The organism is Gordonia prachuapensis, from assembly GCF_036350515.1.
GTDB lineage: Bacteria > Actinomycetota > Actinomycetes > Mycobacteriales > Mycobacteriaceae > Gordonia > Gordonia prachuapensis.
Genome location: NZ_JAZDUE010000013.1, coordinates 98,307 through 122,337, shown reverse-complemented (window position 1 = coordinate 122,337; position 24,031 = coordinate 98,307). Strand labels below are relative to the sequence as shown.

The following is a 24,031-nucleotide window of genomic DNA, read 5'->3' as shown; positions in this document are numbered from 1 at the left end:
CCGACTTGGAGACCCGACCTCAAGTCGATTCGCGCAGGTCAGCGGGCGAGATCTGGATACCCGTGATCGGTCGCGAACGAATCGATGCGGGCGCGTAGCGCATGAGCCTCCTGCCGTGCGGCCACCCGCCGGGCCTCCCGCAACGTGTCGCGGACAGTGGTGGCGGGATGCTGCGTGGCGTGCTGGAACTCGGCGCAGACGAGAAGGCGATGGGCGTCGGGATAACGTTGACCCGTTCGTTCGGCGAACACCTGCGCGTGCTCGAGCAGCACCGGGACGTCCTCGAATCGGCCGGCGGCGACCAGCGCCTCGGCGTAGAGCGCCCACCACAGGCCGATTCCGGTGCGCTGCTCTTGGCGTGGGTCGTGCAGACGCTCGATGTGGTCGAGGGCCTCGTCCGGCGAATCCCCGACCGCCCGAGCCCACCAGTACATTCGTTCGCCGCCTGTCCGCAGGTACTCCAGCGCGTTGTGGGCTGATGAACGCACGAGGCGCTCACCGACCTCGCGGGCCCAGTCCACGTCCCCGATGAGAGCGGCGCCGGTGACGGCGAAGATCGCTGTTCCGAGGTACGACATCGGTTCGTCGGGTCCGGTGTCGATCTGCTCGAACAGTTCGCGGCCGACCGCGGGGCCCTCGGACAGGGTTGCCGCGACCGCCCGGAAACCCTGTCCGATCATGAGCTGGTCGAGTTGGAGACCACTGACTGCTCGGTCGATCGGCGCATAGGTCTCGAGCACCCGGAGCGCCTGACCGATGTGACCTCGGTCGAACAGGTCGATACCGGTTGCCTGCATCCCGAGGTGCTTCACCACGGGGTTGTCGGACTGTCTCGCCCGGGCCGCGAGTTCGTCGGCATGGCGATGCGCGCCACGGATATCGGCGATCTGTGAATGTGCCGCAAATCTCGCGTAGTCGAGCCGTGCGAGCAGCGCGTCGTCGGCATCGGCCTCGCCGAGTTCCCGTGCCCGGCGGAGTAGCTCCCGATCGGCGGCGAAGTACCCGTTGCGGGCCACATCGCTGGCGATCAACGTGGTGATCGCCTGCAACTCAAGGTCGCGGTCGTCGATACCGCGCGCCAACCGGGCAGCATCGGCGAGCCACCGGGTTGCGGTGTCGAAGCTGTAGCTACGCAGGGCGATTCGGCCGGCTTCCACGAGCGCACGGGCGGTTCGGGCGCGGTCGGCCAGCGGGCCCGCCGAGAAGAGGTGGGTGGCGCGCTGGGTGGTCGCGCCGGCCGTCGGATCGCCTTCCAACTGATCGGCGACGGCGAGATGGAGGCGACAGGCTCGCGAGGTGGAGATGCGCCCGGCGATCGCCTCACGGATCAGGTCGTGGTCGAAGCGAAACGCGAACGGGTCGTCCGGTTCGGCGCCGATCAAACCCGCGGCGTCGGCGGGTTCGAGTGCCTCGAGGGTCTCGTCGATCGGCCGTCCGGCCGCCGCGGCGAGCAAGCTGAGGTCGACCCGGCTGCCGATCAGCGCCGCCAACTCGAGTAGTTCCACCGTCGCCGGGGGCAGCGGACCGAGGCGTTCACGGACGACGTCACGCACCCCGGCCGGAACCGAACGGTCGTCAATGGACCCGCGGTCGGCCAGGATCCGGGCCAATTCGCGCACAAAGAACGCGTTGCCGCGGGTGCGGTGGGAGATCGACGCGACCGTGCCGGGGGTCGGCCAGTCCCCGGTCTCGCGGCGGACCATGGCCGAGATGTCGTCGTCGGTGAGGGGGCCGACCTCGATCCTGCGGTGTTCGGGTAGCCGGGAGACCGTGGCCAACGCGTTGCCGACCGCCTGCCGCCGGGTCCGCGTGCGCAGCGACGCGAAGAACGTCACCCCGGGCGTGCGCCGTGCGGCCATGTGCGCGAACAACTCCAGCGATGCGCTGTCGGCCCATTGCACATCGTCGAGGACGATGATCAGCAGATGTCGTTCGGCCACCCCGGCGAGAATGTTCGCGGCCTGATCGTAGAAGCGGAAACGTGCTGTCGCATCCGGCATCTCACGGGGTGGTGGGATGACGGTGGTGTCGTGGGTGACCAGGCGTCCGAGGTCGTTGTCGAGGAGGGCGGCTCGGTCTTCCGGGGCCAGATCCGGCAGAACGGTTCCCAGGATCTGCACCCACGGCCACATCGACGGGGCCGCTGCATCCTCGACACATCGTCCCCACAGCACCTTCAGGTCGGCCGCGGCGGCCGCACGGCGGGCGGCTTCCTCGATGAGGGCGCTCTTGCCTGCGCCGGGGTCCCCCTCGACGATGACCACGCCGCCCGGCCCCTGCAGCGACGCGAGGACCGCGCGGTGCAGGACCGACAGCTCGTCGGTTCGTCCGATCAGAGAGCCCGTGGCCGTCCCGGCTGCGTCCTCGGGTGATCGAGCATCGGGGCCGGTGATCGCCGTGCTGTCGCCTCGGGGCGACTGGGCGAGCGCGTTCGGGGCGGTCGGCGACGCGGTGACGGGATCGCCCGGACCGACCAGTCGCGGTGTCCGGTGTTCGGTGCCGTCGGGCAGCACCAGGTCGGGTGCGTGGTCGAGGATGTCGCGTTCCAGATCCCGAAGGCGCGGACCAGGATCCACGCCGATCTCGTCGGCGAGTATCCGGCGGGCGTCGGCGATCGCCGCGAGCGCATCGGACTGGCGTCCCAGTCGGTATCGCGCGGTGGCGAGAAGCACCCAGAGCCCCTCGTCGAGCGGTGAGCGGCGAACGGCCTGCTCCAGCTCGGGTACAAGGGCCCGATGCTCGCCCAGCGCGAGACGCACCTCGTACGAGAACTCGAGGGCTTCGGCGATCGTGCGGTCCAGCAGGGCCGCGGCCTCGTCGCGAAAGGCCAGGCCCTCGAACTCCGGCAGCAGTGGGCGATATCCGTCCAACGCGGCCCTCAACTGCACAGCGGCTTCGGCGGAGTCGCCGCGGCGGTGTTGCGTGTGGGCGTCGGCGATCACACGGGTGAGCCTGCGCGCGTCCACCTGATCGTCGTCGGCGACCAGTGCGTACCCGGCGCCCCGGGTGACGAGTACGGATGACGGGGCTCGTGGTTTGCGGCCGGGTTCCAGAGCTTTGCGCAGGCCCGAGATGTACGCCTGCACCGAGACGTCGGCGCGGTCGGGTGCACTCGCTCCCCAGATGCCTTCGATCAGGCGATCGACGCTGACCTGGGTACCCGCCGCGAGGATCAGCTGAGCGAGCACCGCACGCTGCTTGCGCGTGCCGAGTTCGGCGGGCTCGGAATCGATCTGCGCGCCGAGTCCGCCCAGGACCGTGTATGCGAGCCGAGCCACCAGCGAGAGTTTAGACCTGATCGGCGTGAGTCGCCCGCGGATGTCCATTTGTTCGGACTACGCTGGCGCCGTGTCCGATTCCGTGAACCGGGACGCCGGTCGAGCAGTTCGTGAGAGAGGTGGCGGGCGTGCGGCGTGAACAACTGCTGGAGTATCGCGGTGTCGAGGTCCCCGATCTCATCGGCGACGATTGTCGATTGCTGTTCGTCGGCATCAACCCCGGCCTGTGGACCGCCGCGGTCGGCGCTCATTTCGCACGCCCGGGCAACCGGTTCTATCCCGCGCTGTATCGGGCAGGCATCGTCGACCGAATGATCGACGCCTCCGCGGGGATGTCCGACGACGATCGTGACATGTTGTGCCGCAGCGGTGTCGGCATCACCAACGTCGTCGCGCGCGCGACGGCGACGGCAGCGGAGCTGTCGGCCGACGAGCTTCGTACCGGCGGCGCGCAGCTGCGCGCGCGGGTCGCCGAGATCGGACCTCGAGTGGTCGCGGTCGCCGGGATCACCGCCTACCGCTCGGCGTTCGGGATGCCGCGGGCTGTCGTCGGTCGTCAGGAAGACCGGTGGGACGGCGCCGAGGTGTGGGTGGTCCCCAACCCGAGCGGGCTCAACGCGCACGAGACCGTCGAATCCCTGGCGGTGGCCTATGGCGACGCGGCTCGCGCGGCGGGTGTCCTCTAGTCGGATCAGAAGTCCGACGACGAGAAGACACGTCGCCGCACCGCCAGGAGTTCGACCTCGGGGCGTCCGCCGGCGAACCGTTCGACGGCGTCGAGCACGTCCACGACATGTGAGCGGTCGGCGGCGACGACGCTGACGCCGATGACGGTGCGGCGGTGGGCGTCGAGGTGCCCGACCTCGGCGGTGGACACCGCGAATCGGCGTCGGATCTCCGCGATGATCGGCCGTACGATCGATCGCTTGTGCTTGAGTGAGTGGACGTCGCCGAGCAGATAGTCCAGTTCGGCGAATCCGATCCACATCGTCGAGTTGGTCACGGGTGTCGGGGATTCAACTCAGCGGGGATACAACTCGTCGGCCAGTGCACGCTTGGTCGACACCGCACGTCGTCGCGCCGCGCCGTCGAAACCGCCGGCACTCGGAGGTTCCGGGATCACCTCGGGATCGTCGACGACCGTCCACCGGGATCCGCCCGCGGTCAGCGACCCGTGTTTGGTGGCGTAATAGTCGGGCCGGGGGATCACGGCGACGCCGGAGTCCCCGGCTGCGGCCGCGACGAGATGCGGATGGAACCGGGTGCTGATCCAGGTGTCGCCGAAACCGACCGGCAGGCCGCGGCGCCACACCCCGAGGAACGGGATCGTCCGCGCACCTTTGAGTCGTTCTCCGAGTCTCAGCGGAACCTCGCGGTCACGGCCCGGAATTCCCTCGATGACGGTGACCGCTTCCCCTGGCACCTCCCAGGCGTCGAGGGTGGCCCGCACGAACTCGGTGAGCGCGTCGAGTCCGGTGCGGCCCCTCGCGCTGAACTCATCGGCGAGATCGCCTTGGACGCAGAGTGTCACACCTGCCCCGGCCCCACCAGGGTTCGACGACCCCGGTTTCTGCTCGAGGTCCGGCGTCCGGACGACGTCGGGATCGTCGAGGCCCAGCCAGGCGTCGTCGCCGGTGTGCCGGGTCGATCCTGCACCCGCAAGCGCATCGGCCGACGCGGCGTCGCGACAGTCGAAGACGGCGAAGTCCTCGATGCCCTTGCGCAGGACCGACCACGCGGGTTCTCCCAGCTGCGGAAGCAGTCCCTGCCCGGTGGCGTACACCGGGACCCCGGTGGCGCGGGTGAGTTCGGCGACCGCGGCCACCAGCGAGACATGCTGCGGCCAGACGGCGTTGAGGTATCCGCCGCCGAGGATGTGCACCGAGGTCGCCCGTCGGAACACGTCGACACCCTCGGCGAGCCGCGGTGCCGGGCCGAGGCGAGTGGCGGCATCGGCGACCCAGATCCAGGGCGTGTCGGGATCGGGGCCGTCGGTGCGTTCCCGGTCGGATGCGTAGTGGGTCAGTTGCCAGAGGGTGTCGACGAACACCGCGCGTGGGTGCAGGTCGCGCAACAGGAGACCGGCCTGGCCTGGGCTGTGACAGTCGAGGACGACCATCGCCCGCGGACGGCGGCGGGCCAGCTCGCGCAGCCACGCACGCGCGATCAGTTCGTCGCCGTAGTTGGGGAATCCGGCCGGGGAGATGAGGTAGATGATCTCGTCGTCGCCGCGCCGGTTGCGAAATCGGTCACGGAGAGCGGTGGGGACACCGGGCACTGGCACTCATGGGATGTTACCCACCGTCGGCGCGCCGCATGCACGCTCTGTCAGTGATCACCGCCGAGGAGTTCGGCGACATGGTCGGGGACGTACTTCGACAGCGACCGCGGCGGTCGCCGGTAGTTGCCGGAGTCGATCGGCTTCTTCGGCAGGTCGACCTTGGGCCGCGGCACGTCCTCGTACTCGATGGTCGACAGCAGGTGCGAGATCATGTTGAGACGGGCATGCTTCTTGACATCCGACTCCACCACATACCACGGGCTCAGCGCCGTGTCGGTGTGCACCATCATCTCGTCCTTGGCCCGGGAGTAGTCCTCCCATCGGTAGACGGCCTCGAGATCCATCGGACTGAGCTTCCACTGCCGCACCGGGTCGTCGAGCCGGGAGCGGAAACGTTTGAGCTGCTCCTCGTCGGACACGGAGAACCAATACTTGCGCAACAGGATTCCGTCGTCGATCAGCATTTGTTCGAAGATGGGTGTCTGGCGCAGGAACCGGGTGTGCTCCTCCGGAGTGCAGAATCCCATGACCTTCTCGACACCGGCCCGGTTGTACCAGGAACGGTCGAACAGGACGATCTCGCCGGGCGCCGGGAGATGCGCGACGTAGCGCTGGTAGTACCACTGGCCCCGTTCCCGGTCCGTCGGCGCCGGCAACGCCGCGATGCGCGTGACGCGTGGGCTGAGGTATTCGCTGATCCGCTTGATGGTGCCGCCTTTGCCGGCGGCGTCGCGGCCCTCGAAGATGACGACGACGCGAGTCCCGGTGGCCCGGACCCACTCCTGCAGCTTCACCAGCTCGGTCTGCAGCCGAAAGAGCTCGGCCTCGTAGACGGCGTTCGGGATCTTCTTCGCGGCCTTGCCATCTGTCGACTTCTTCGCCATGAGGAGAGAATACGGCGAAGGAGCGGCCGCCGGACCGCAGACCGGGTCCGAAGACCCGCTCGGCCTCAGGCCGGCAGCAGATCCCCGACCGCGGCGATCTCACCCGCCAGTTCGGCCACCGACGCGTCGATACGGGCGCGGGAGAAGTCGTTGATGTCGAGACCCTCGACTATCTCCCACCGCCCGGCCACCGCACGTGCCGGGAACGAACACACCAGACCTTCCGGCACACCGTAGACACCGGGTGACGGCAGCGCCGCCGACGTCCAGTCGTCTGCCGGTGTGCCCAGGACCCAGTCGTGCACATGGTCGATGGTGGCGCTCGCAGCCGACGCCGCCGACGACGCGCCACGGGTCTCGATGATCGCGGTGCCGCGTTTCGCGACGGTGGGGATGAAGTCGCCCTCGAGCCACGCGCGGTCCGTGGCCAGTTCGGCTCCGCTCCGACCCGCGACCCGGGCATGGAAGATGTCCGGGTATTGGGTGGGGGAGTGGTTGCCCCACACCGTGACCCGGCTGATCTCCCGGGCCACGCACCCGGCACGGTGCGCCAGCTGCGCGATCGCCCGATTGTGGTCGAGGCGGGTGAGTGCGGTGAACCGCTCCGCCGGGATATCCGGTGCGTGCGCCGATGCGATCGCGGCATTGGTGTTCGCGGGATTGCCCACCACGATCACGCGGAGGTCTTCGGCGGCAACGTCGTTCAGGATCGCACCCTGTTCGGCGAAGATCGCGGCGTTGGCCTGCAGCAGGTCCGCGCGTTCCATTCCCTTGCTGCGTGGCCGTGAGCCGATCAGCAGGGCGAAGTCGGTGCCGTCGAATGCGGCGCGTGGGTCGTCGTAGATGTCGACCGACAGCAATTGCTCGAACGCGCCGTCGTCGAGTTCCATCGCGGTTCCGGCCGCCGCGGACACCGCGTGCGGCAGTTCCAGGAGGCGTAGGTGGACGGGCCGCTCGCGACCGAGCATGGCGCCGGCGGCGATCCGGAACAGGGCCGCGTAGCCGATGTGGCCGGCGGCACCGGTCACGGTCACGACGGCAGGGTGCGACGATGACATCGGGACCTCTCGTGGTCAGCGGGTCGACGGTTGCTGTTCGACGAGAACGACCGTCTGCACGGGACTGGACAGTGCCAGGACGGGGCCCAGCACACGCCAGGTCAGCGGCACCGACGTGAATCGTGTCAGCCACCCGTCGGCCTCGGATCGTGGCGCCGGACACGCCATCATCGTCGACGCCAGGCGGTCGATGCGGAGTTGGTCGACGTTCACCGTCACGGCTCCGGCGTGCTGGTTGCACCCGGCGTCGAGACCGACGCGACGTTCATCCTCGGCGAAGGTCACGGTCAGCGGCCCTCCGCCGGGGATCGCGCCGCCGATCACGCCGATCGACGAATACGAGTTGCCGGCGAGCAGGGTATAGGGGTCGTCGGGCAGTACCGGCGGGACCGGAGCGGGACGGATCGGCGCCGGCGGCACCGGCACCGGCGCGGCGGTCGCGGCACCGATGCCGACAACCGGGGCGATGAGGGCGACGAACGCCACCGCCAGCAGAACCGACCGGAGCGAACCACGTGCTTTCGGCGCCGTGACCTGTCGGTTCCCGCGCTCTGGGGCGCCGCGCGAGATGGGATGATCATCCTGTGTCGCCACCGTCTGCGCACCAGTGCAAAGCATGAGTCAACGGTACCCAACCGCACGGTTTGCCGTGCGGCGTTGTGTCGGTGACGGCCCGGTCAGGAGATCGACAAGCTCGGGTCAGCCGATCGAACGGGCGGGGGACCTGATGCCTTCGACGTCGCCACGGTGCGCGGCGCGTACCGTGGACGGCGACCTCGGGGCGCCCGTGGTGGTTCGTCGTGGCGTCACCCCATTGTCGCCGCGGCGCCGTGGCGGTGGTCCACGCCCGACAGGCACGAGTCAGGAGAAGTGTTTTCGGTGGGAAAACTGAGCAACAGGATGTGGCGCCTTCTGGGGTCCCAGTCGTCGCGCAACCAGTCCAAATCCGTCGCCCTGATCAAGGACGCGGACGCCCACACGACCTGGGCCGCGGAACTCGAGGACGACGCCTTCGCCGCGGAGGCGCAGAAGTTGGACATCGGGTCGAACCGCGAGGATCGTGCCAAGTTCCTGGCCCTGGTGCGTGAGGCCGCCGACCGCACGCTGGACATGCGGCCGTTCGACGTCCAGCTGCAGGGCGCGTTGCGGTTGCTGGAGAACGATGTCGTCGAGATGGCCACCGGTGAGGGCAAGACCTTGGCCGGGGCGATCGCGGCCATCGGCCATGTGCTCGAAGGACACCGGGTTCACGTCATCTCGGTGAACGACTACCTCGCGACTCGCGACGCGGAGTGGATGGCACCGTTGTTCGCCGCCTTCGGGCTGGTCGCACGGGCCGTGTCGGAGAACTCCGGTCGCGACGAGCGAAAGGCGGCATACGCCGCCGACATCACCTACGGGTCCGTCAACGAGATCGGCTTCGACGTCCTGCGTGACCAACTCGCCCTGTCACCGGACGACCTGGTCTCGCCGAAGCCGGACGTCGCGATCATCGACGAAGCGGACTCCGTGCTGGTGGACGAGGCGCTGGTGCCGTTGGTGCTCGCCGGCTCCACCGAGGCCGAGGTGCCGGATCAGGCGATCCACGACGTGGTGGCGCGGATGAAGAACAAGCACTACGACGTCGACGCGGAAGGCCGCAACGTCACCCTCACCGAGGAAGGGGCCTCGTACGTCGAGGAAGAACTCGGCGGCATCAACCTCTACGACGAGGAACACGTCGGAACGACATTGGTGCACGTCAACATCGCGATGCACGCGCACTATCTGCTCGAACGCGACATCCATTACATCGTCCGCGACGGCGGGGTGCACCTCATCAATGCGTCGCGCGGACGAGTCGCACAGCTGCAGCGCTGGCCCGACGGCGTCCAGGCGGCCGTGGAGATCAAGGAAGGTCTCAGCCAGACCGACTCGGGCGAGGTGATCGACACCATCACGGTCCAGGCGCTGATCAGTCGCTACCCGACGGTGTGCGGAATGACCGGCACCGCGCTGGCCGCCGGTGAACAGTTCCGCCAGTTCTATGAGCTGCTGGTCTCGCAGATCCCGCCCAACACGGAGAACGTTCGTGTCGATGAGCCGGACCGCGTCTACGACACGAAGGCGAACAAGGTCGAGGCGATCGTCGGATATGTGCAGGAGGTGCACGAGACCGGGCAACCGATCCTGATCGGCACCCACGACGTCGCCGAGTCCGAGGAGCTGGCCTACTTCCTGGACAAGGCCGGGGTCTCGACCGTGGTGCTCAACGCAAAGAACGACGCCGAGGAGGCGAAGATCATCGCGGAGGCCGGTGCGCGCGGCGCGGTGACGGTCTCCACGCAGATGGCCGGGCGCGGCACCGACATCCGGTTGGGCGGCTCCGCCGACGACGAAGAGGCGCGAGCCGAAGTCGTCGAGCTCGGGGGACTGTGCGTGATCGGCACCGGCCGGCACGACACCCAGCGCCTCGACAACCAGTTGCGTGGCCGTGCCGGACGGCAGGGCGACCCCGGTCGGTCGGTGTTCTTCTCCAGCCTCGAGGACCCTGTCGTCACCAAGAACCTGGCGTTCAAGCGTGATCCCGTGTCGCAGTCCGACGACGGGTCGATGGGGGCCAAGGGCATCGACCTGATCGAGCAGGCCCAGCGGGTGGCCGAGGGGGTGATGCTCGAGTTGCATGCCAACACCTGGCGCTACAACAAGCTGGTCAACCAACAGCGCGACATCGTCGTGTCGCGCCGCATGGAGGTCCTCACCACCGACATCGCCCTCGACGAACTCGCCGAGAAGGAGCCGCAGCGGTACGCCCAACTCACCGGTGACACCGATTCGAGTGCCACCGAATCGACCGACGCCGAATCTGCAACCACCGAACCCGCTGAGGGCGCATCGGAGCGCGAGTCGGTCGAGGGTGCCTCGGCCGCCGACTCGAGTCCGGTCGCACCGGTCGAGCCCGTCGACCGAGACGTGCTCGCGCAGGCCGCGCGGGAGATCATGCTGTATCACCTCGACCGCGCCTGGGCGGATCACCTCGCGTTCGTGTCCGATGCCCGGGCCAGCATCCATCTCCGGTCCATCGGCAAGGAGAGCCCGCTCGACGAGTTCCACAAGCTGATCCTCGACGAGTTCGCGAACCTGCCCACCGACGCGGTCGAGAACGCGCGCACCACCTTCCGAGAGGCGACGATCACCGCCGACGGGGTGGACCTCGGTACGGCGGATCTGCACCGTTCGACGACGACGTGGACCTACATGGTCCACGACAACCTCTTCGCGTCGGGCGGCGCGAAGACCCTGCAGGGCATCATCGGTATCTTCCGGTGACCGCCGGCGGGCCGGGCGGTCCGGGCGAGGAGGTGGGTCACGACGAGCCGGTGACCGCCGAGAGCGATCGGTGGCTGACCGTGCCGAACGCGCTGAGCATGCTGCGGTTGGCGCTCATCCCGGTCTTCCTGTGGCTACTGCTGGTCGAAGAAGCCGACGGGTGGGCGTTCGCCATCCTGATGTTCTCGGGATTCTCCGACTGGGCCGACGGGAAGATCGCCCGCTGGCTCGATCAGTCGTCGCGGATCGGTGCGCTGCTGGATCCGGCGGCCGACCGGCTCTACATCGTCATCATCCCGATCGCCTTCGGTCTCCGAGAGTTCGTGCCCTGGTGGCTGATCGCGGTGATCATCGGGCGCGACCTGGCGCTGTTCGCCACCGCGCCGCTGCTGCGGTCACGGGGACTAATGGCGCTCCCGGTCCTCTACATCGGCAAGGCCGCCACCTTCGCGTTGATGAGCGCGTTCCCGTGGCTGCTTGCCGGACAGCTGGATTCGGTCGTCGGCACCATCTGCTACCCGATCGGCTGGGCGTTCATGATCTGGGGCGTCGGGCTCTATCTGTGGTCGTTCGTGCTGTACGCGTACCAGACAGTCCTCGTGCTGCGGCAGATGCCGCCGCAGCAAAGTCCCGGCAACGTACCCTGAACACCCGGATACGTCGCCGATTCCGCACTTTCGATCAGCGCTGCAACCGACGAACACCACAGATGCGACAGACCAGAAAGGTACGACTGTGACCGAAACCAATGTTCCCGTAGGCCTGCGCTATACCCCCGAACACGAATGGGTGGAGCGGACCGGGCCGACCAGCGTGCGAGTGGGAATCACCGACTTCGCCCAGGACGCGCTCGGCGACGTGGTGTTCGTCCAACTGCCGACCGTGGATGACGCGGTGGAGAACGGTGAGTCCTTCGCCGAGGTCGAGTCGACCAAGAGCGTCTCGGACATCTACGGGCCGCTCGAGGGCACCGTCGCCGAGGTCAACGGGGATCTCGAGGCGACGCCGGAATTGGTGAACTCCGACCCGTACGGCGCGGGGTGGCTCGTCGTGATCAACGTCGCCGACGAGGCGGCGCTCGACTCGGCGCTGGCGGAGACGCTCGACGCCGACGGTTACCGAGCGGTCATCGACGGCTGATCCGCGGGACCTCTGCCGGGACTCTGGTCCCGGCACGGATCGAGCTCGGCGACACTGCGACTAAGATCATCGGTGTCCCGATCGACTCGATCGCCCGTGTGGAGGCCACGACACGGTACGGTTACTCACAGCAGATCCGGTCCGCCACGCGATGCGACAGACGGACCGGCTCCCCGAGCCAGTGGACGACGATCGGCATCGGCGGCGAGTGGGGCGCATGACCTGCGCGCTCGCCCGGGTCGACAGGGTGTTGGTGGTGTCGAGACTCTCGGCGCCACCGAAACAGACGAAGGAGAAGTGGTGAGCGAAAACGACAAGGATCTCGAGGCACCGGTGGAGACGACATCGGTTTTCCGGGAGGAGTTCATCTCCGAACTCGACTCCGGAGCGAGCACCTCGAGTGAGCCCGCCGATACCGGGGTCGAGAGGCTCTCGCCCGGCACGGCGTTGCTTGTCGTCAAGCGCGGTCCCAACGCCGGGTCACGATTCCTGCTCGACCAGCCGACGACATCGGCCGGGCGGCACCCCGACAGCGACATCTTCCTCGACGACGTGACGGTCAGCCGTCGGCATGCCGAATTCCGCCTCGGTGACAACGAATTCCAGGTGGTCGACGTGGGCAGCCTGAACGGCACCTACGTCAACCGCGAGCCCGTGGACACCGCGCAGCTGAGCAACGGCGACGAGGTCCAGATCGGCAAGTTCCGCCTGGTGTTCCTCAGCGGACCGCGCGACGGCCATACCGGCTCCTGACCCGTGACGGCGTCGTCGGCAGGTCAGCGCGGCGAGGGGTCGATGTCCATCGGCTCGGTACTCGCCCTACTGCGCGAGGATTTCCCGGATGTGACGATCTCCAAGATCCGGTTCCTCGAGTCGGAGGGTCTGATCACCCCCGAACGCGCGCCATCCGGATACCGTCGGTTCAGTTCGACCGACGTCGATCGTTTGCGTTTCGTGCTGACGGCACAGCGTGATCGGTATCTGCCGCTCAAGGTCATCAAGGAGCAGCTCGAGGCCATCGACAATGGTGACGGACGCACCGGTGCCGGCGGCACGCGCCTGATCTCCTCTGCCCGCGGCGCCGTCGCCCCGGCCACCGATTTCGGTTCGCGCGGCGGTCGCGTCTCACGGGAGACGCTCATCGAGCGGACCGGTGTCGACGCCGCATTCGTCACCGAACTGCAGCGTGCCGGTCTCCTGGCGCACGGCCCCGGTGGCTTCTTCGACGAGGATGCCGTCCGGCTGGTCGAGGCGGCGGCCGCGTTGGCGAACTACGGGGTGGAGACGCGGCATCTGCGGGCATTCAAGGTTTCTGCGGACCGCGAGGCCGGGCTCGTGGCACAGATCGCCAGTCCGATTGCCAAGGGCAAGGGGACCGGAGCGCGGGACCGCGCCGAGGAACTCGTCCGCGAGATCGCCGCCCTCTCGGTCACGTTGCACACCCAGCTCGTCAAGGCTGCGGTCCGCGACGTGCTCGACTGATCGACGTTCACCGCCCGCCGCCCCACCACATTGCGGTGTAGCGTCGTGTTCAGTGATCGGAGCGTCTCGAGGTGCCCCTCGAGTGGGCCGAGGAGTCAATCGTCCGGCGATCATGAGGAAGCGGGTGCGAGATGGGCGAAATGCGAGTCGTGGGCATTCGGGTCGAGCCGCCCCAGAGTCAGCCGGTACTGCTGCTGCGCGAAGTCGAGGGCGAGCGGTATCTGCCCATTTGGATCGGACAGAGCGAGGCGGCGTCGATTGCGTTGCAACAGAAGGGGATCGAACCCCCGCGGCCGCTCACGCATGATCTGATCGTCAATCTGATCACCGACTTCGGCAAGACACTGCGCGAGGTGCGGATCGTCGACATGCAGGAGGGCACCTTCTACGCGGAGATGATCTTCGCCGACGACCTGCGCGTGTCCGCACGTCCGTCGGATTCGATCGCCGTGGCCATGCGCGCCGGGGTGCCGATCATCGCCGACGAGGACGTCCTGACCGAGGCGGGCCTGTTGATCCCCGATGAGGATTCCGACGACGGCGCGTCGCCGGAGACCAAAGAGGACGAGGTCGAGAAGTTCAAGGAGTTCCTCGACAACGTGTCCCCCGACGACTTCAAGGCCAGCGGCGGCGCCTGAGACGGTCGCCGGAGCGTGGGACGATCGACCCAGATCACGGAACGGCCACCGCCCGGTCACCATTTGCTCGATCTCAAGTTGAGGTTGAGGTTTGTCGGGCGCGTCGCGTTGATTCGGTGCTCGCGCCCCGCCTACCGTCGACACGTCGCCCGATTTGAGCGGGGACAGAGGATGATCGTCCGTCAGGCGCGTACTGTTGAAGCAGTCCTCGAGGCCAGGCCTCGAGGTGTGATGTCTGTCGAGTCGATCCTGGCGTTGCGAGGGAGTCTGCAGTGGGCGATCAGCCGTTCGACGACGAAGTGACGTCACCCGACGGTGATGGGCACGCCGACGGTGTGACCGCGCCGACGGCCGGCACCGCGACCCAGGGCAGCCTCGACGACATCGCGCCGGGTCTGTTCCCGAACGACACCGTGCCCGACGAGTTGGTCGGCTACCGGGTGCCGAGTGCCTGCCAGATCGCCGGGATCACCTACCGGCAGCTCGACTACTGGGCCCGGACGTCACTGGTGGTGCCCTCCATCCGCAGCGCCGCCGGATCGGGCAGTCAGCGGCTGTACTCGTTCAAGGACATCCTCGTCCTCAAGATCGTGAAGCGACTGCTGGACACCGGGATCTCGCTGCAGAACATCCGCGTGGCAGTCGATCACCTGCGTCAGCGCGGTGTCGAGGACCTGGCGCGCATCACCCTGTTCTCCGACGGCACCACGGTGTACGAGTGCACCTCCGCCGAGGAGGTCGTCGACCTGCTGCAAGGTGGACAGGGCGTCTTCGGTATCGCGGTGAGCGGAGCGATGCGCGAACTCACGGGCACGATCGCCGATTTCCCCGGCGAGCGCGCCGACGGCGGCGTCACCGAGGCCGCGCCGGAAGATGAACTGGCGGCGCGGCGCAAGAGCCGGACCCGTCGCACCGGCTAGCGGCACTCCGCGCGTGGCCTGAACTGCGCTCTCGTCACCTCGACGTATACTGGACCGGCGTCGCTGCGTCGCGGGAGAGAGCCACTGATCGCGAGTGGCCGCCGAAGGAGCAACACCTCCTCGTCAAACTCTCAGGCACCCAGGACCGTGATGTTGACGGCGTCTCTGGAAAGAGAATCGGGTGAGCCCGGTTCCGCCCACGGTGAAAGGTCAGTCCGCCCGGGATGACCGAATCTCTCAGGCGTCCACGAGTCCGTACTCGGATTCCGGACATGACAGAGGGGGAGGGCCGCAGACCGCCGAGAGGTTGACCTGTCCATGCCCGCCACTTCCGCATCCGATCCGGCAGCCTTCGTCGACCGACACGTCGGGCCCGACGTCGACGAGACCGAACGCATCCTGGCCGCGATCGGGGTCTCGTCCCTCGATGAACTCGCCGAACGGGTCGTCCCGGCGGTCATCGCCGACGACGCCGACGCCAACGGGCTCGATGCGCTGCCCCCCGCCCTCCACGAACACCTCGTCCACGAGCGACTGGCAGATCTGGCCGGACGCAACGAGGTCGCGACATCGATGATCGGCCTCGGCTACTACGACACGTACACACCGCCGGTGATCCTGCGCAACGTACTGGAGAACCCTGCGTGGTACACGGCATACACCCCGTATCAGCCGGAGATCAGCCAGGGACGGCTGGAAGCGCTGCTCAACTTCCAGACCATGGTCGCGGACCTGACCGCGATGGAGGTGGCCAACGCTTCGATGCTCGACGAGGCGACCGCCGCCGCCGAATCCATGACGCTCATGCGTCGCGCCGGAAAATCACGCTCGCCCCGCCTCGTCGTCGACGCCGACCTGTTCCCGCAGACCCGTGCGGTGCTCGACACCCGCGCCGAGCCGCTCGGCATCGAGATCGTCGAGGCGTCACTGAATCCCGGCATGCCGGGATGCGGATTGCCCGACGGCGACTTCTTCGGGGTGGTCATGCAGACGCCGGGCGCATCCGGGAGGATTCTCGACGTCGGCCCTGTCATCGACGCCGCCCACGAGCGTGGCGCCCTGGTCGCGGTGGGAGCCGATCTGCTGGCGTTGACATTGATCACTCCACCCGGTGAGCTCGGCGCCGACGTGTGCTTCGGCACCACTCAACGTTTCGGTGTGCCGATGGGCTTCGGCGGCCCGCACGCCGGCTACCTGTCGGTCCATTCGGCGCACGCCCGACAGCTCCCGGGCCGCCTGGTCGGCGTGTCGAAAGATGTGGACGGCAACCTGGCCTATCGCCTTGCCCTCCAGACCCGCGAACAGCACATCCGCCGGGAGAAGGCCACCAGCAACATCTGTACCGCTCAGGTCCTGCTCGCGGTGGTGGCCGCGATGTACGCCTCGTATCACGGCGCGGACGGGTTGCGGGCCATCGCCCGACGCGTGCACGAGCGTGCCGCGTACCTCGCGGACAGTCTGACCGTTGCCGGCTTCCAGATCGCGTACTCGTCGTTCTTCGACACGATCGTGGTGCGTGCCCCCGGACAGGCCGACACCGTGATCTCGCACGCCAAACGCGAGAACGTCAACCTCCGCCGGATCGACGCCGACACCATCGGCATCGCGTGCGACGAGACCACCACACCCGCAGACATCGACGCGGTGCTCCGTGCATTCAGCGCGGAAGGCGTTCGGCAGCATGCGTTCTCGCAGCCAATCGAGACGCGGCGCAGCGAGTTTCTCACGCACCCGGCGTTCAACAGGTATCGCACCGAGACCGCGATGCTGCGATACCTGCGCAGCCTCTCCGACAAGGACATCGCTCTCGATCGCAGCATGATCCCGCTCGGGTCATGCACCATGAAGCTGAACGCGACCGCGGAGATGGAACCCATCACGTGGCCGGGTTTCGCGCGGCTGCATCCGTTCGCGCCGTCCGCCGACACGGTCGGGATCCGTGAGCTGATCTCCACCCTGGAGGACTGGCTGGTCGCGATCACCGGCTACGACCGGGTGAGTGTGCAACCGAACGCCGGGTCCCAGGGCGAGTTCGCCGGACTGCTGGCCATCCGCCGCTATCACCTCGGCAGAGGCGACGACGCCCGTGACGTGTGCCTGATCCCGTCGAGCGCGCACGGCACGAACGCGGCCTCCGCGGTCATGGCGGGCATGCGGGTGGTGGTCGTCGGTTGCCGCGAGAACGGCGACGTCGACGTCGACGACCTGCGCGCCAAGATCGACAAGCATCGGGATGCGTTGGCGGCCATCATGATCACCTATCCGTCCACACACGGTGTCTTCGAGCACGACATCGAGGAGATCTGTGCGGCCGTGCACGACGCCGGGGGACAGGTGTACGTCGACGGTGCCAACCTCAACGCTCTGGTCGGGGTCGCACGCCCCGGCCGCTTCGGTGGGGACGTGAGCCACCTGAACCTGCACAAGACCTTCTGCATCCCCCATGGTGGTGGCGGGCCGGGTGTGGGTCCGGTGGCGGTCCGTGCGCATCTCGCGAAGTATCTACCCGGACATCCGCTCGATGACGACATGCCGGACGAGGCCACGATCTCCGCTGCGCCCTACGGATCGGCATCGATCCTGCCGATCACCTACGCCTACATCGCGATGATGGGCGCCGCCGGACTGCGGCGCGCGACGCTGACCGCCATCGCGTCCGCCAACTACATCGCCCGCCGCCTCGAAGACAGCTACCCGGTGCTCTACGCCGGAGAGAACGGCTTGGTCGCCCACGAGTGCATCCTCGATCTGCGCCCGTTGACGAAGGCCACCGGGGTGACCGTGGATGATGTGGCAAAGCGGCTGGCGGACTATGGTTTTCACGCCCCGACGATGAGCTTCCCGGTCGCGGGGACCCTGATGGTGGAGCCCACCGAGAGCGAGAACCTCGACGAACTCGACGCTTTCTGTGACGCGATGATCGCCATCCGCGGCGAAATCGACCGTGTCGCAGCCGGGGAGTGGCCCGCCGACGACAACCCGTTGCGGGGCGCCCCGCACACTGCCGAGTCGCTGGTCGGGGAATGGGACCATCCGTACTCGCGGGAGGTGGCGGTCTATCCACTGGGCCTGCCGTCTGCGGGTGGTCGGGCGAAGATATGGCCGGCGGTGCGCCGCATCGATCAGGCGTTCGGCGACCGGAACCTGATGTGCAGCTGCCCGCCGATCGAGGCGTTCAGCAGCTGATCATGATCTCTACGCGGTGATCTCGATACGCCACTCACTCCGTTCGCGGCTACTCGATCCGCGGGGTGGGGGCCACTCACTCCGTTCGCGGCTACTCGATCGGCGGGGTGGGGGCCCTCACTCCGTTCGCGGCTACTCGATCCGCGGGGTTCCCCGGTGGTCGAGTAGGTACGAGCCGCCAGGCGAGGACCGTATCGAGACCACTGCGGCCGGAACCGGGTCGTCAGCCCGCGGAGGGCGGGCCGCTGTCGGGACCGTAGACGAGGCGGTTGATGGTCACCGTCGCGGCCGTCTCCGGTTGGGGCATCGGGTCCTCGGTGGTGGGGAATCCCACCGTCGCGGTCGGCTCCGGCAGGGGCGCGTCGCCTCGGAAACCGAGTCCGGTCAGACCGGCGAGTTGCTCGGGCTGACGGACGAACTCGAAGAAGTCCGCGACCGCGTCGGTCTGCTCGACGGCGACGCCGTCGCCGGTGAGCCGAATGATCGGATAGTCGGCGATCGGTGTCGGGCCGCCGGGGATCACCTCGGCGAGCCGCGGGGTGGTGTCGGTTCGGGTGAGCTGATAGAGCGATTGCTCGGTGATGGCGACCGCGTGGATCGGTGACTGGGCCGGGTCGGCGGCCTCGGCGATGGTTCGTGCAGCGCCGACGGGCGTACCGTCGGGCGACTGCGGAGCACCGGACTGCATCGCCTCGATGCTGGAAGAGACCCGCGGTGAGTCGGCGTCCTGCTCGGTCAGCGGACCCATCGTGCGGGTGACCTGCATGGCGACCGCTTGGGCTGCCAGCGCGGTGGCGTCGGACTGCGCGCCGACCGGCATCGCGAGCCGGATCGAGCCCCAGCTGCCCAGACCGAAGGCGCCGAGTGCGGCGTCCCGTTGCTGCAGGGTGGGTAGTTGCTGCCACTCGAGGTCGTCGTCGAATGCCTCGGCCAGTCGTGGCGCGGTCGCCAACACCACCGGCGAGCTGACCAGCGACGGCGGTTGGCCGTCGACGATGTCGGGGCGGGCGGACATGAGGTCGGCGGCCCAGATCGACGATTGTGGAACCCAGGCCGCGGGGCGGGTACCGAGAGCTGCGGGATCCCAGGTGCCGGCGAGGCCGTCGAGGGTCACCTTGGCGTCGCCCGGTCGTACGTCGACGACCACACAGTGGTCACGCACGACGGGCCCCGTCTCGGCGTAGGCCTCCGCAATGGTTCTCAGCGCCTCGGCGATGTCGGGATCGGCGACGATGGGAACGCTGGCCGTGCCCTCCACACAGTTCGCCGCAGCCTGTTCGCCCTGACGATCGATCCGATCACCGAGTTGCACCCAGACCACCACGACCGCTGCGACGAGAACGATCGCCAGAAGGGAACCGACCAGACCTCGACTGACGCCGCGACCACGTACCGACCCGCGGCCGCCGGTACTCCGATGGTGTGCCAACCCCCCGCCTTCCCGCTCTTGCGTCGTTCAACGTCTGGCGCCCCGGCCCGGATGTGACCGTGCATGTGACCGGGGCGACAGATGTTGACGATAGCCGACATCACTCGTGCCGACAGCGGGGTGGCGGTGGGGCGGACGATCCGAGTGCGTCCGTCAGCGGAGAAATCAGGCGTTGGCGGCCTTGAACTCGCGACGCTTGCGGTGCAGGATCGGCTCGGTGTAGCCGCTGGGCTGGGTGGTGCCCTCCAGGATCAGTGCCTTGGCGGCCTGGAACGCGATGTTGCCGTCGAAGTCGGGTGCCATCGGCCGGTAGGTCGGGTCGTCGGCGTTCTGCCGGTCCACCACCGGAGCCATCCGCTGAAGGGCGGCGACCACGTCGTCGGCGCTGACGATCCCGTGGTGGATCCAGTTGGCGAGCAACTGGCTCGAGATGCGCAGAGTGGCGCGGTCCTCCATCAGCGCGACATCGTGGATGTCGGGCACCTTGGAGCAGCCGACGCCGTGATCGATCCAGCGCACCACGTAGCCGAGGATCGACTGGCAGTTGTTGTCGAGTTCCTGCTGCTTCTCCTCGTCGGACCAGTCGGTCTTCGGGGCCAGCGGGATGGTGAGGATGTCGTCGACGCTCGCGGGGTCACGCTTGGCGATCTCGTTCTGGCGCTCGAACACGTCGACCAGGTGATAGTGCATCGCGTGCAGGGTGGCGGCGGTGGGCGACGGGACCCACGCGGTGGTGGCGCCGGCCTTGGGCTGTCCGATCTTCTGGTCGACCATGTCGGCCATCAGGTCGGTCATCGCCCACATGCCCTTGCCGATCTGGGCCTTGTGCTGCAGTCCGGCGGCCAGTCCGGTGTCGACGTTGAAGTCCTCGTAGGCGGCGATCCACTTCTGCTGCTTCATCTCGCCCTTGCGGATCATCGCGCCGGCTTCCATGGAGGTGTGGATCTCGTCGCCGGTGCGGTCGAGGAAGCCGGTGTTGATGAACACCACGCGATTCTCGGCCGCCTTGATGCAGGCCTTCAGGTTCACCGTGGTGCGGCGTTCCTCGTCCATGATGCCGACCTTCAGGGTGTTCTCGGGCAGACCGAGAACCTTCTCGACGCGACCGAAGAGTTCGACGGTGAACGCGACCTCGTCCGGACCGTGCATCTTGGGCTTGACGATGTAGATCGAGCCGGTCCGCGAGTTCTGCACCCCGCCCTGGGTGGACAGACCGTGGATGGCGGCGAGCGACGTGAACAGGGCGTCGAGGATGCCTTCCGGCACCTCGTTGCCGTCGGCGTCGAGGACGGCCGGGTTGGTCATCAGGTGACCGACGTTGCGGACGAACAGCAGCGAGCGACCGTGCAGGTCGAAGCCGGAGCCGTCGGGTGCGGTGTAGTCGCGGTTGCCGTTGAGGGTGCGGGTGAAGCTCTTGCCGCCCTTGCTGACCTCTTCGGCGAGGTCACCCTTGTTGAGGCCCAGCCAGTTCCGGTAACCCAGCACCTTGTCGTCGGCGTCGACGGCGGCCACCGAGTCCTCGAAGTCCATGATCGTGGTGATCGCGGACTCCATCACGACGTCCTTGACACCAGCCGGGTCGGTCTTGCCGATCGGCGATTCCGGGTCGATCTCGATGTCGAGGTAGAGGCCGTTGTGGCGCAACAGGATCGACGACGGCGTGGACGGCTCGCCGCGGTAGCCGGCGAAGGCAGACGGGTCGGCCAGGGTCGAGGTCTTGCCGTCTTCGAGGGTGACCTGCAAACCGGCATCCACCACCGCGAACGCGGTGACATCGGTGTAGCTGCACTGTTCGAGCGGGACGGCCCGATCGAGGAAGTCCTTGGCGTAGGCGATCACCTTGTCGCCGCGGACGGTGTTGTAGGAGGAGCCCTTCTCGGCGCCGTCGGTCTCCGGAATGACGTCGGTGCCGTACAGCGCGTCGTACAGCGATCCCCAGCGTGCATTGGACGCATTCAGCGCGAATCGGGCGTTGAGGACCGGAACGACGAGCTGCGGTCCGGCGGTCTCGGCGATCTCACGGTCGACGTTGTCGGTGGCGATCTGGAAATCGGCCGGGGGCTCGACGAGGTATCCGATCTCGCCGAGGAATTTCTTGTACGCGGCGAAGTCGAACTCCGGGTTGTCCTTGTGCCATTGATCGATCGTGGCCTGCAGCTCGTCGCGGACCCCGAGCAGTTCGCGGTTGCGCGGCGCGAGGTCGGAGATCACCGAGGCGGCGCCCGCCCAGAAGCTGTCCTGGTCTACACCGGTGCCGGGCAGCGCCTCGTTGTTGATGAAGTCGTACAGGACGGTAGCGACCTGCAGCCCGTTGACGGTGGTCCGGTCAGACATGACAGCCTTTCTCCAGGGTGAATCGACGCATTCATGCTACTCGCCGGTAATCAGTTGTTCGCGGGCATCCCGGGGAACCTGTTCCAGCAGTTGTGCGCACCTGTCGGCGACGGCGGACCGCAGCGATTCGCCGTCGGCGGCGATGGCCGATTGCTCGCGGACGTACTGCGCCCGGCCCGCCGCCGTCTCGATCGGCACCGACTGGTAGCCGAGGTCACGGAGGTCGTACGGGCTGGCGCGCATGTCCAGTTCGCGGGCGCGCAATGCGAGTTCGAAACAGGCGATCGTCAGCTCGGACTCCACCAGCGGCGCCAAGGAGAAGCACGCCCGGTACAGGTCCATCGTCGCGTGGAGGCAGCCCGGCTGTTCGTCGTGCGACTGGCGGTCACGGGTGAGCTGGGACTCGTTGCGCGGACGGGCCTCGGGCGTGAAGAAACGGAACGCGTCGAAGTGGGTGCAACGCAACGGCATGTCCTCGACGACGCGATCGGTGCCCGATCGGCCGAGCCGCAGGGGTAGGTCGTGACGGCTGTCGGTGCTCCGATACAGCATTGCCCATTCGTGTAGGCCGAAGCAGCCCAGGCGTGCCGGGCGGGCGGCGGTGGCCCGGAGCAGGGCCTCGGTCGCGCCGAGTGCACCGACACGGCTGCGCAGGTACGCCGGGTCGACGGTGATGCCGCCTGCGACCCGGTGGTAGCCGCGCAGTGCGAGGTACTCCTCGCCCGCCTCGAGCACGACACCGGGGCCGGGGTGCCAGCGGAGGACGTGTGCCGGGCGTGACGCGTAGTAGGTGAAGAGGAAGTCGATCACCGGGTGTTTCCGCCCCCGACGACGTTCCTTCAGGTACGGACCGATCAGGTCGTCCACCCGGGCGCGATGCAGGTCGCGCCGGCGCTGCCACTCGGTGCGCTGCAGGACCGTACGGGTTCCGGCGGTGATGGCGGGGAAGGTCATGTCACACCCGGTGGGTCTCGTCGCGGACGTTGCCGACGAATTCCTCCACCAGATCGGCCAGCGCGACAACGCCGATGGTCCGGCCGCTGTCGTCGACCACCGCGCCGAGATGAGCGCTCGTGCGACGTAACGCCGCCGTGGCCTCGTCGAGCGGTGTCGCCGAGGCGATGACCGGCAACGGGCGGATCTTGTCGATCCCGATGACGGTGCCGGGACCGGCGGTCTCGTCGAGGATCTCGTCGAGGACATCCTTCAGGTGGAGGTACCCGGTGAAGGTGCCGTCGGGGCCGCGGACCGGGAAGCGGGAGAAGCCGGTGTCACTGACCGCCCGCTCGACCGACCCCAACGTCGGGCCGGTGCGCCCGGTGGTCTCATCGACATCGACCGACACGCTACGCAACGCGTCGAGGGGAATCATCACCTCGCGAACAGTGCGGGTGACCGACTGCAACGCGCGGGTGAGACGTTCGTGCTCCTCCGCGTCGATGAGGCCTTCCTGCTTCGACTCGACGATCATCTGGGCGAGTTCTCCGGGCGAAACGCTCGACGCCAGTTCGTCCTTCGGCTCGACGCGCATCAGCCGCAAGGCGAAGTTGGCCAACCAGTTGTAGAACGCGATGAGCGGACGGACGAGCCGGATGAACATCAGGTGGGCGGGGACCAGGAGCATCGCCATGGTCTCCGGCCCGGCCAGGGCGATGTTCTTCGGCACCATCTCGCCGATCAGGATGTGCAGGACGACCACCAGCGACAGGGCGATGGTGAACGAGATCGGATGCAGCAGCGCATCGGGCACGTGTGCCAGGTGCAGGGGGTGTTCGATCAGGTGGGCCACCGCCGGTTCGCCCACCCGCCCCAGCAGGATCGAGCAGATCGTGATGCCCAGCTGGGCGCCGGCCAACATCAGCGACAGCTGTTCGCTCGCGCGGATCACCGTCCGGGCACGATTCTTGCCCACTTCCTCGAGCGCTTCGAGACGATCGCGGCGCGCGGAGATGAGGGAGAACTCGGCGCCGACGAAGAACGCGTTGCCGCCGAGAAGTACGACGGTGAGGAGCACCGCCCAGACGTCACCCATCGGTCCGGAAACTCCGAACTGGGTCCGACCCGAAGTCGGTCACGGTAGGCACGCTCTGCT

At 67.8% G+C, this 24,031-nt stretch carries 19 protein-coding genes and 1 riboswitch; of the genes, 9 read left to right on the top strand and 10 right to left on the bottom strand.

Annotated features, from left to right (window positions below):
* Positions 1–38: 38 nt before the first annotated feature.
* Positions 39–3,326, bottom strand: a complete 3,288-nt coding sequence (locus tag V1Y59_RS16245; RefSeq protein WP_431309193.1) for an ATP-binding protein — start codon at positions 3,324–3,326, stop codon at positions 39–41.
* A 71-nt stretch (positions 3,327–3,397) separates the two neighbouring features.
* Between V1Y59_RS16245 and V1Y59_RS16240 the strand changes: the two genes are divergently transcribed.
* Complete coding sequence (locus V1Y59_RS16240; RefSeq protein ID WP_431309195.1) at positions 3,398–3,964, top strand: mismatch-specific DNA-glycosylase; 567 nt, start codon at positions 3,398–3,400, stop codon at positions 3,962–3,964.
* A 5-nt stretch (positions 3,965–3,969) separates the two neighbouring features.
* On the opposite strand, the gene V1Y59_RS16235 is transcribed toward V1Y59_RS16240, so the two are convergent.
* From V1Y59_RS16235 to V1Y59_RS16215, 5 genes are all read right to left on the bottom strand, one after another.
* Positions 3,970–4,266, bottom strand: a complete 297-nt coding sequence (locus tag V1Y59_RS16235) for a DUF503 domain-containing protein (RefSeq protein WP_330506041.1) — start codon at positions 4,264–4,266, stop codon at positions 3,970–3,972.
* A gap of 33 nt (positions 4,267–4,299) precedes the next feature.
* Complete coding sequence (locus tag V1Y59_RS16230; protein ID WP_330505988.1) at positions 4,300–5,562, bottom strand: polysaccharide pyruvyl transferase family protein; 1,263 nt, start codon at positions 5,560–5,562, stop codon at positions 4,300–4,302.
* Between the two features lie 44 nt (positions 5,563–5,606).
* Complete coding sequence (gene ppk2 / locus V1Y59_RS16225; RefSeq protein ID WP_330505987.1) at positions 5,607–6,443, bottom strand: polyphosphate kinase 2; 837 nt, start codon at positions 6,441–6,443, stop codon at positions 5,607–5,609.
* A 65-nt stretch (positions 6,444–6,508) separates the two neighbouring features.
* Positions 6,509–7,501, bottom strand: coding sequence for a malate dehydrogenase (locus tag V1Y59_RS16220; protein WP_330505986.1), 993 nt, complete (start codon positions 7,499–7,501; stop codon positions 6,509–6,511).
* 15 nt (positions 7,502–7,516) lie between these two features.
* Positions 7,517–8,119, bottom strand: a complete 603-nt coding sequence (locus V1Y59_RS16215; RefSeq protein WP_330505985.1) for an META domain-containing protein — start codon at positions 8,117–8,119, stop codon at positions 7,517–7,519.
* 261 nt (positions 8,120–8,380) lie between these two features.
* Between V1Y59_RS16215 and secA2 the strand changes: the two genes are divergently transcribed.
* The 8 genes from secA2 (at position 8,381) to gcvP (ending at position 18,176) form a co-directional block, all read left to right on the top strand.
* The gene (secA2, locus tag V1Y59_RS16210; protein WP_330505984.1) at positions 8,381–10,810 is read left to right on the top strand and encodes an accessory Sec system translocase SecA2; all 2,430 of its coding nucleotides are present in this window, start codon (positions 8,381–8,383) and stop codon (positions 10,808–10,810) included.
* 32 nt (positions 10,811–10,842) lie between these two features.
* Positions 10,843–11,457 (top strand): CDP-alcohol phosphatidyltransferase family protein, encoded by a 615-nt coding sequence (locus tag V1Y59_RS16205; RefSeq protein WP_330506040.1) that lies wholly within the window; start codon positions 10,843–10,845, stop codon positions 11,455–11,457.
* A gap of 88 nt (positions 11,458–11,545) precedes the next feature.
* Positions 11,546–11,950 (top strand): glycine cleavage system protein GcvH, encoded by a 405-nt coding sequence (gene gcvH, locus V1Y59_RS16200; RefSeq protein ID WP_330505983.1) that lies wholly within the window; start codon positions 11,546–11,548, stop codon positions 11,948–11,950.
* A 297-nt stretch (positions 11,951–12,247) separates the two neighbouring features.
* The gene (garA, locus tag V1Y59_RS16195; RefSeq protein WP_330505982.1) at positions 12,248–12,703 is read left to right on the top strand and encodes a glycogen accumulation regulator GarA; all 456 of its coding nucleotides are present in this window, start codon (positions 12,248–12,250) and stop codon (positions 12,701–12,703) included.
* A gap of 3 nt (positions 12,704–12,706) precedes the next feature.
* A complete protein-coding gene (gene ftsR / locus V1Y59_RS16190) occupies positions 12,707–13,432 on the top strand; it encodes a transcriptional regulator FtsR (protein WP_488803375.1) in 726 nt (241 codons plus the stop codon).
* Positions 13,433–13,563: 131 nt separating this feature from the next.
* A complete protein-coding gene (locus V1Y59_RS16185; RefSeq protein ID WP_330431752.1) occupies positions 13,564–14,070 on the top strand; it encodes a bifunctional nuclease family protein in 507 nt (168 codons plus the stop codon).
* A gap of 272 nt (positions 14,071–14,342) precedes the next feature.
* Positions 14,343–14,990 (top strand): MerR family transcriptional regulator, encoded by a 648-nt coding sequence (locus tag V1Y59_RS16180; RefSeq protein WP_330505980.1) that lies wholly within the window; start codon positions 14,343–14,345, stop codon positions 14,988–14,990.
* 61 nt (positions 14,991–15,051) lie between these two features.
* Positions 15,052–15,148, top strand: a riboswitch (glycine riboswitch).
* A gap of 160 nt (positions 15,149–15,308) precedes the next feature.
* Positions 15,309–18,176, top strand: a complete 2,868-nt coding sequence (gcvP, locus tag V1Y59_RS16175; protein ID WP_330505979.1) for an aminomethyl-transferring glycine dehydrogenase — start codon at positions 15,309–15,311, stop codon at positions 18,174–18,176.
* Positions 18,177–18,399: 223 nt separating this feature from the next.
* Here the strand turns inward: gcvP and V1Y59_RS16170 are convergent, their stop codons facing one another.
* The 4 genes from V1Y59_RS16170 to V1Y59_RS16155 form a co-directional block, all read right to left on the bottom strand.
* The gene (locus V1Y59_RS16170; RefSeq protein ID WP_330505978.1) at positions 18,400–19,605 is read right to left on the bottom strand and encodes a hypothetical protein; all 1,206 of its coding nucleotides are present in this window, start codon (positions 19,603–19,605) and stop codon (positions 18,400–18,402) included.
* A gap of 165 nt (positions 19,606–19,770) precedes the next feature.
* The gene (locus V1Y59_RS16165) at positions 19,771–21,939 is read right to left on the bottom strand and encodes a malate synthase G (protein WP_330505977.1); all 2,169 of its coding nucleotides are present in this window, start codon (positions 21,937–21,939) and stop codon (positions 19,771–19,773) included.
* A 36-nt stretch (positions 21,940–21,975) separates the two neighbouring features.
* Positions 21,976–22,893, bottom strand: a complete 918-nt coding sequence (locus tag V1Y59_RS16160; protein WP_330505976.1) for a 3-methyladenine DNA glycosylase — start codon at positions 22,891–22,893, stop codon at positions 21,976–21,978.
* Position 22,894: 1 nt separating this feature from the next.
* The gene (locus tag V1Y59_RS16155) at positions 22,895–23,971 is read right to left on the bottom strand and encodes a hemolysin family protein (RefSeq protein WP_330505975.1); all 1,077 of its coding nucleotides are present in this window, start codon (positions 23,969–23,971) and stop codon (positions 22,895–22,897) included.
* Positions 23,972–24,031 lie beyond the last annotated feature (60 nt).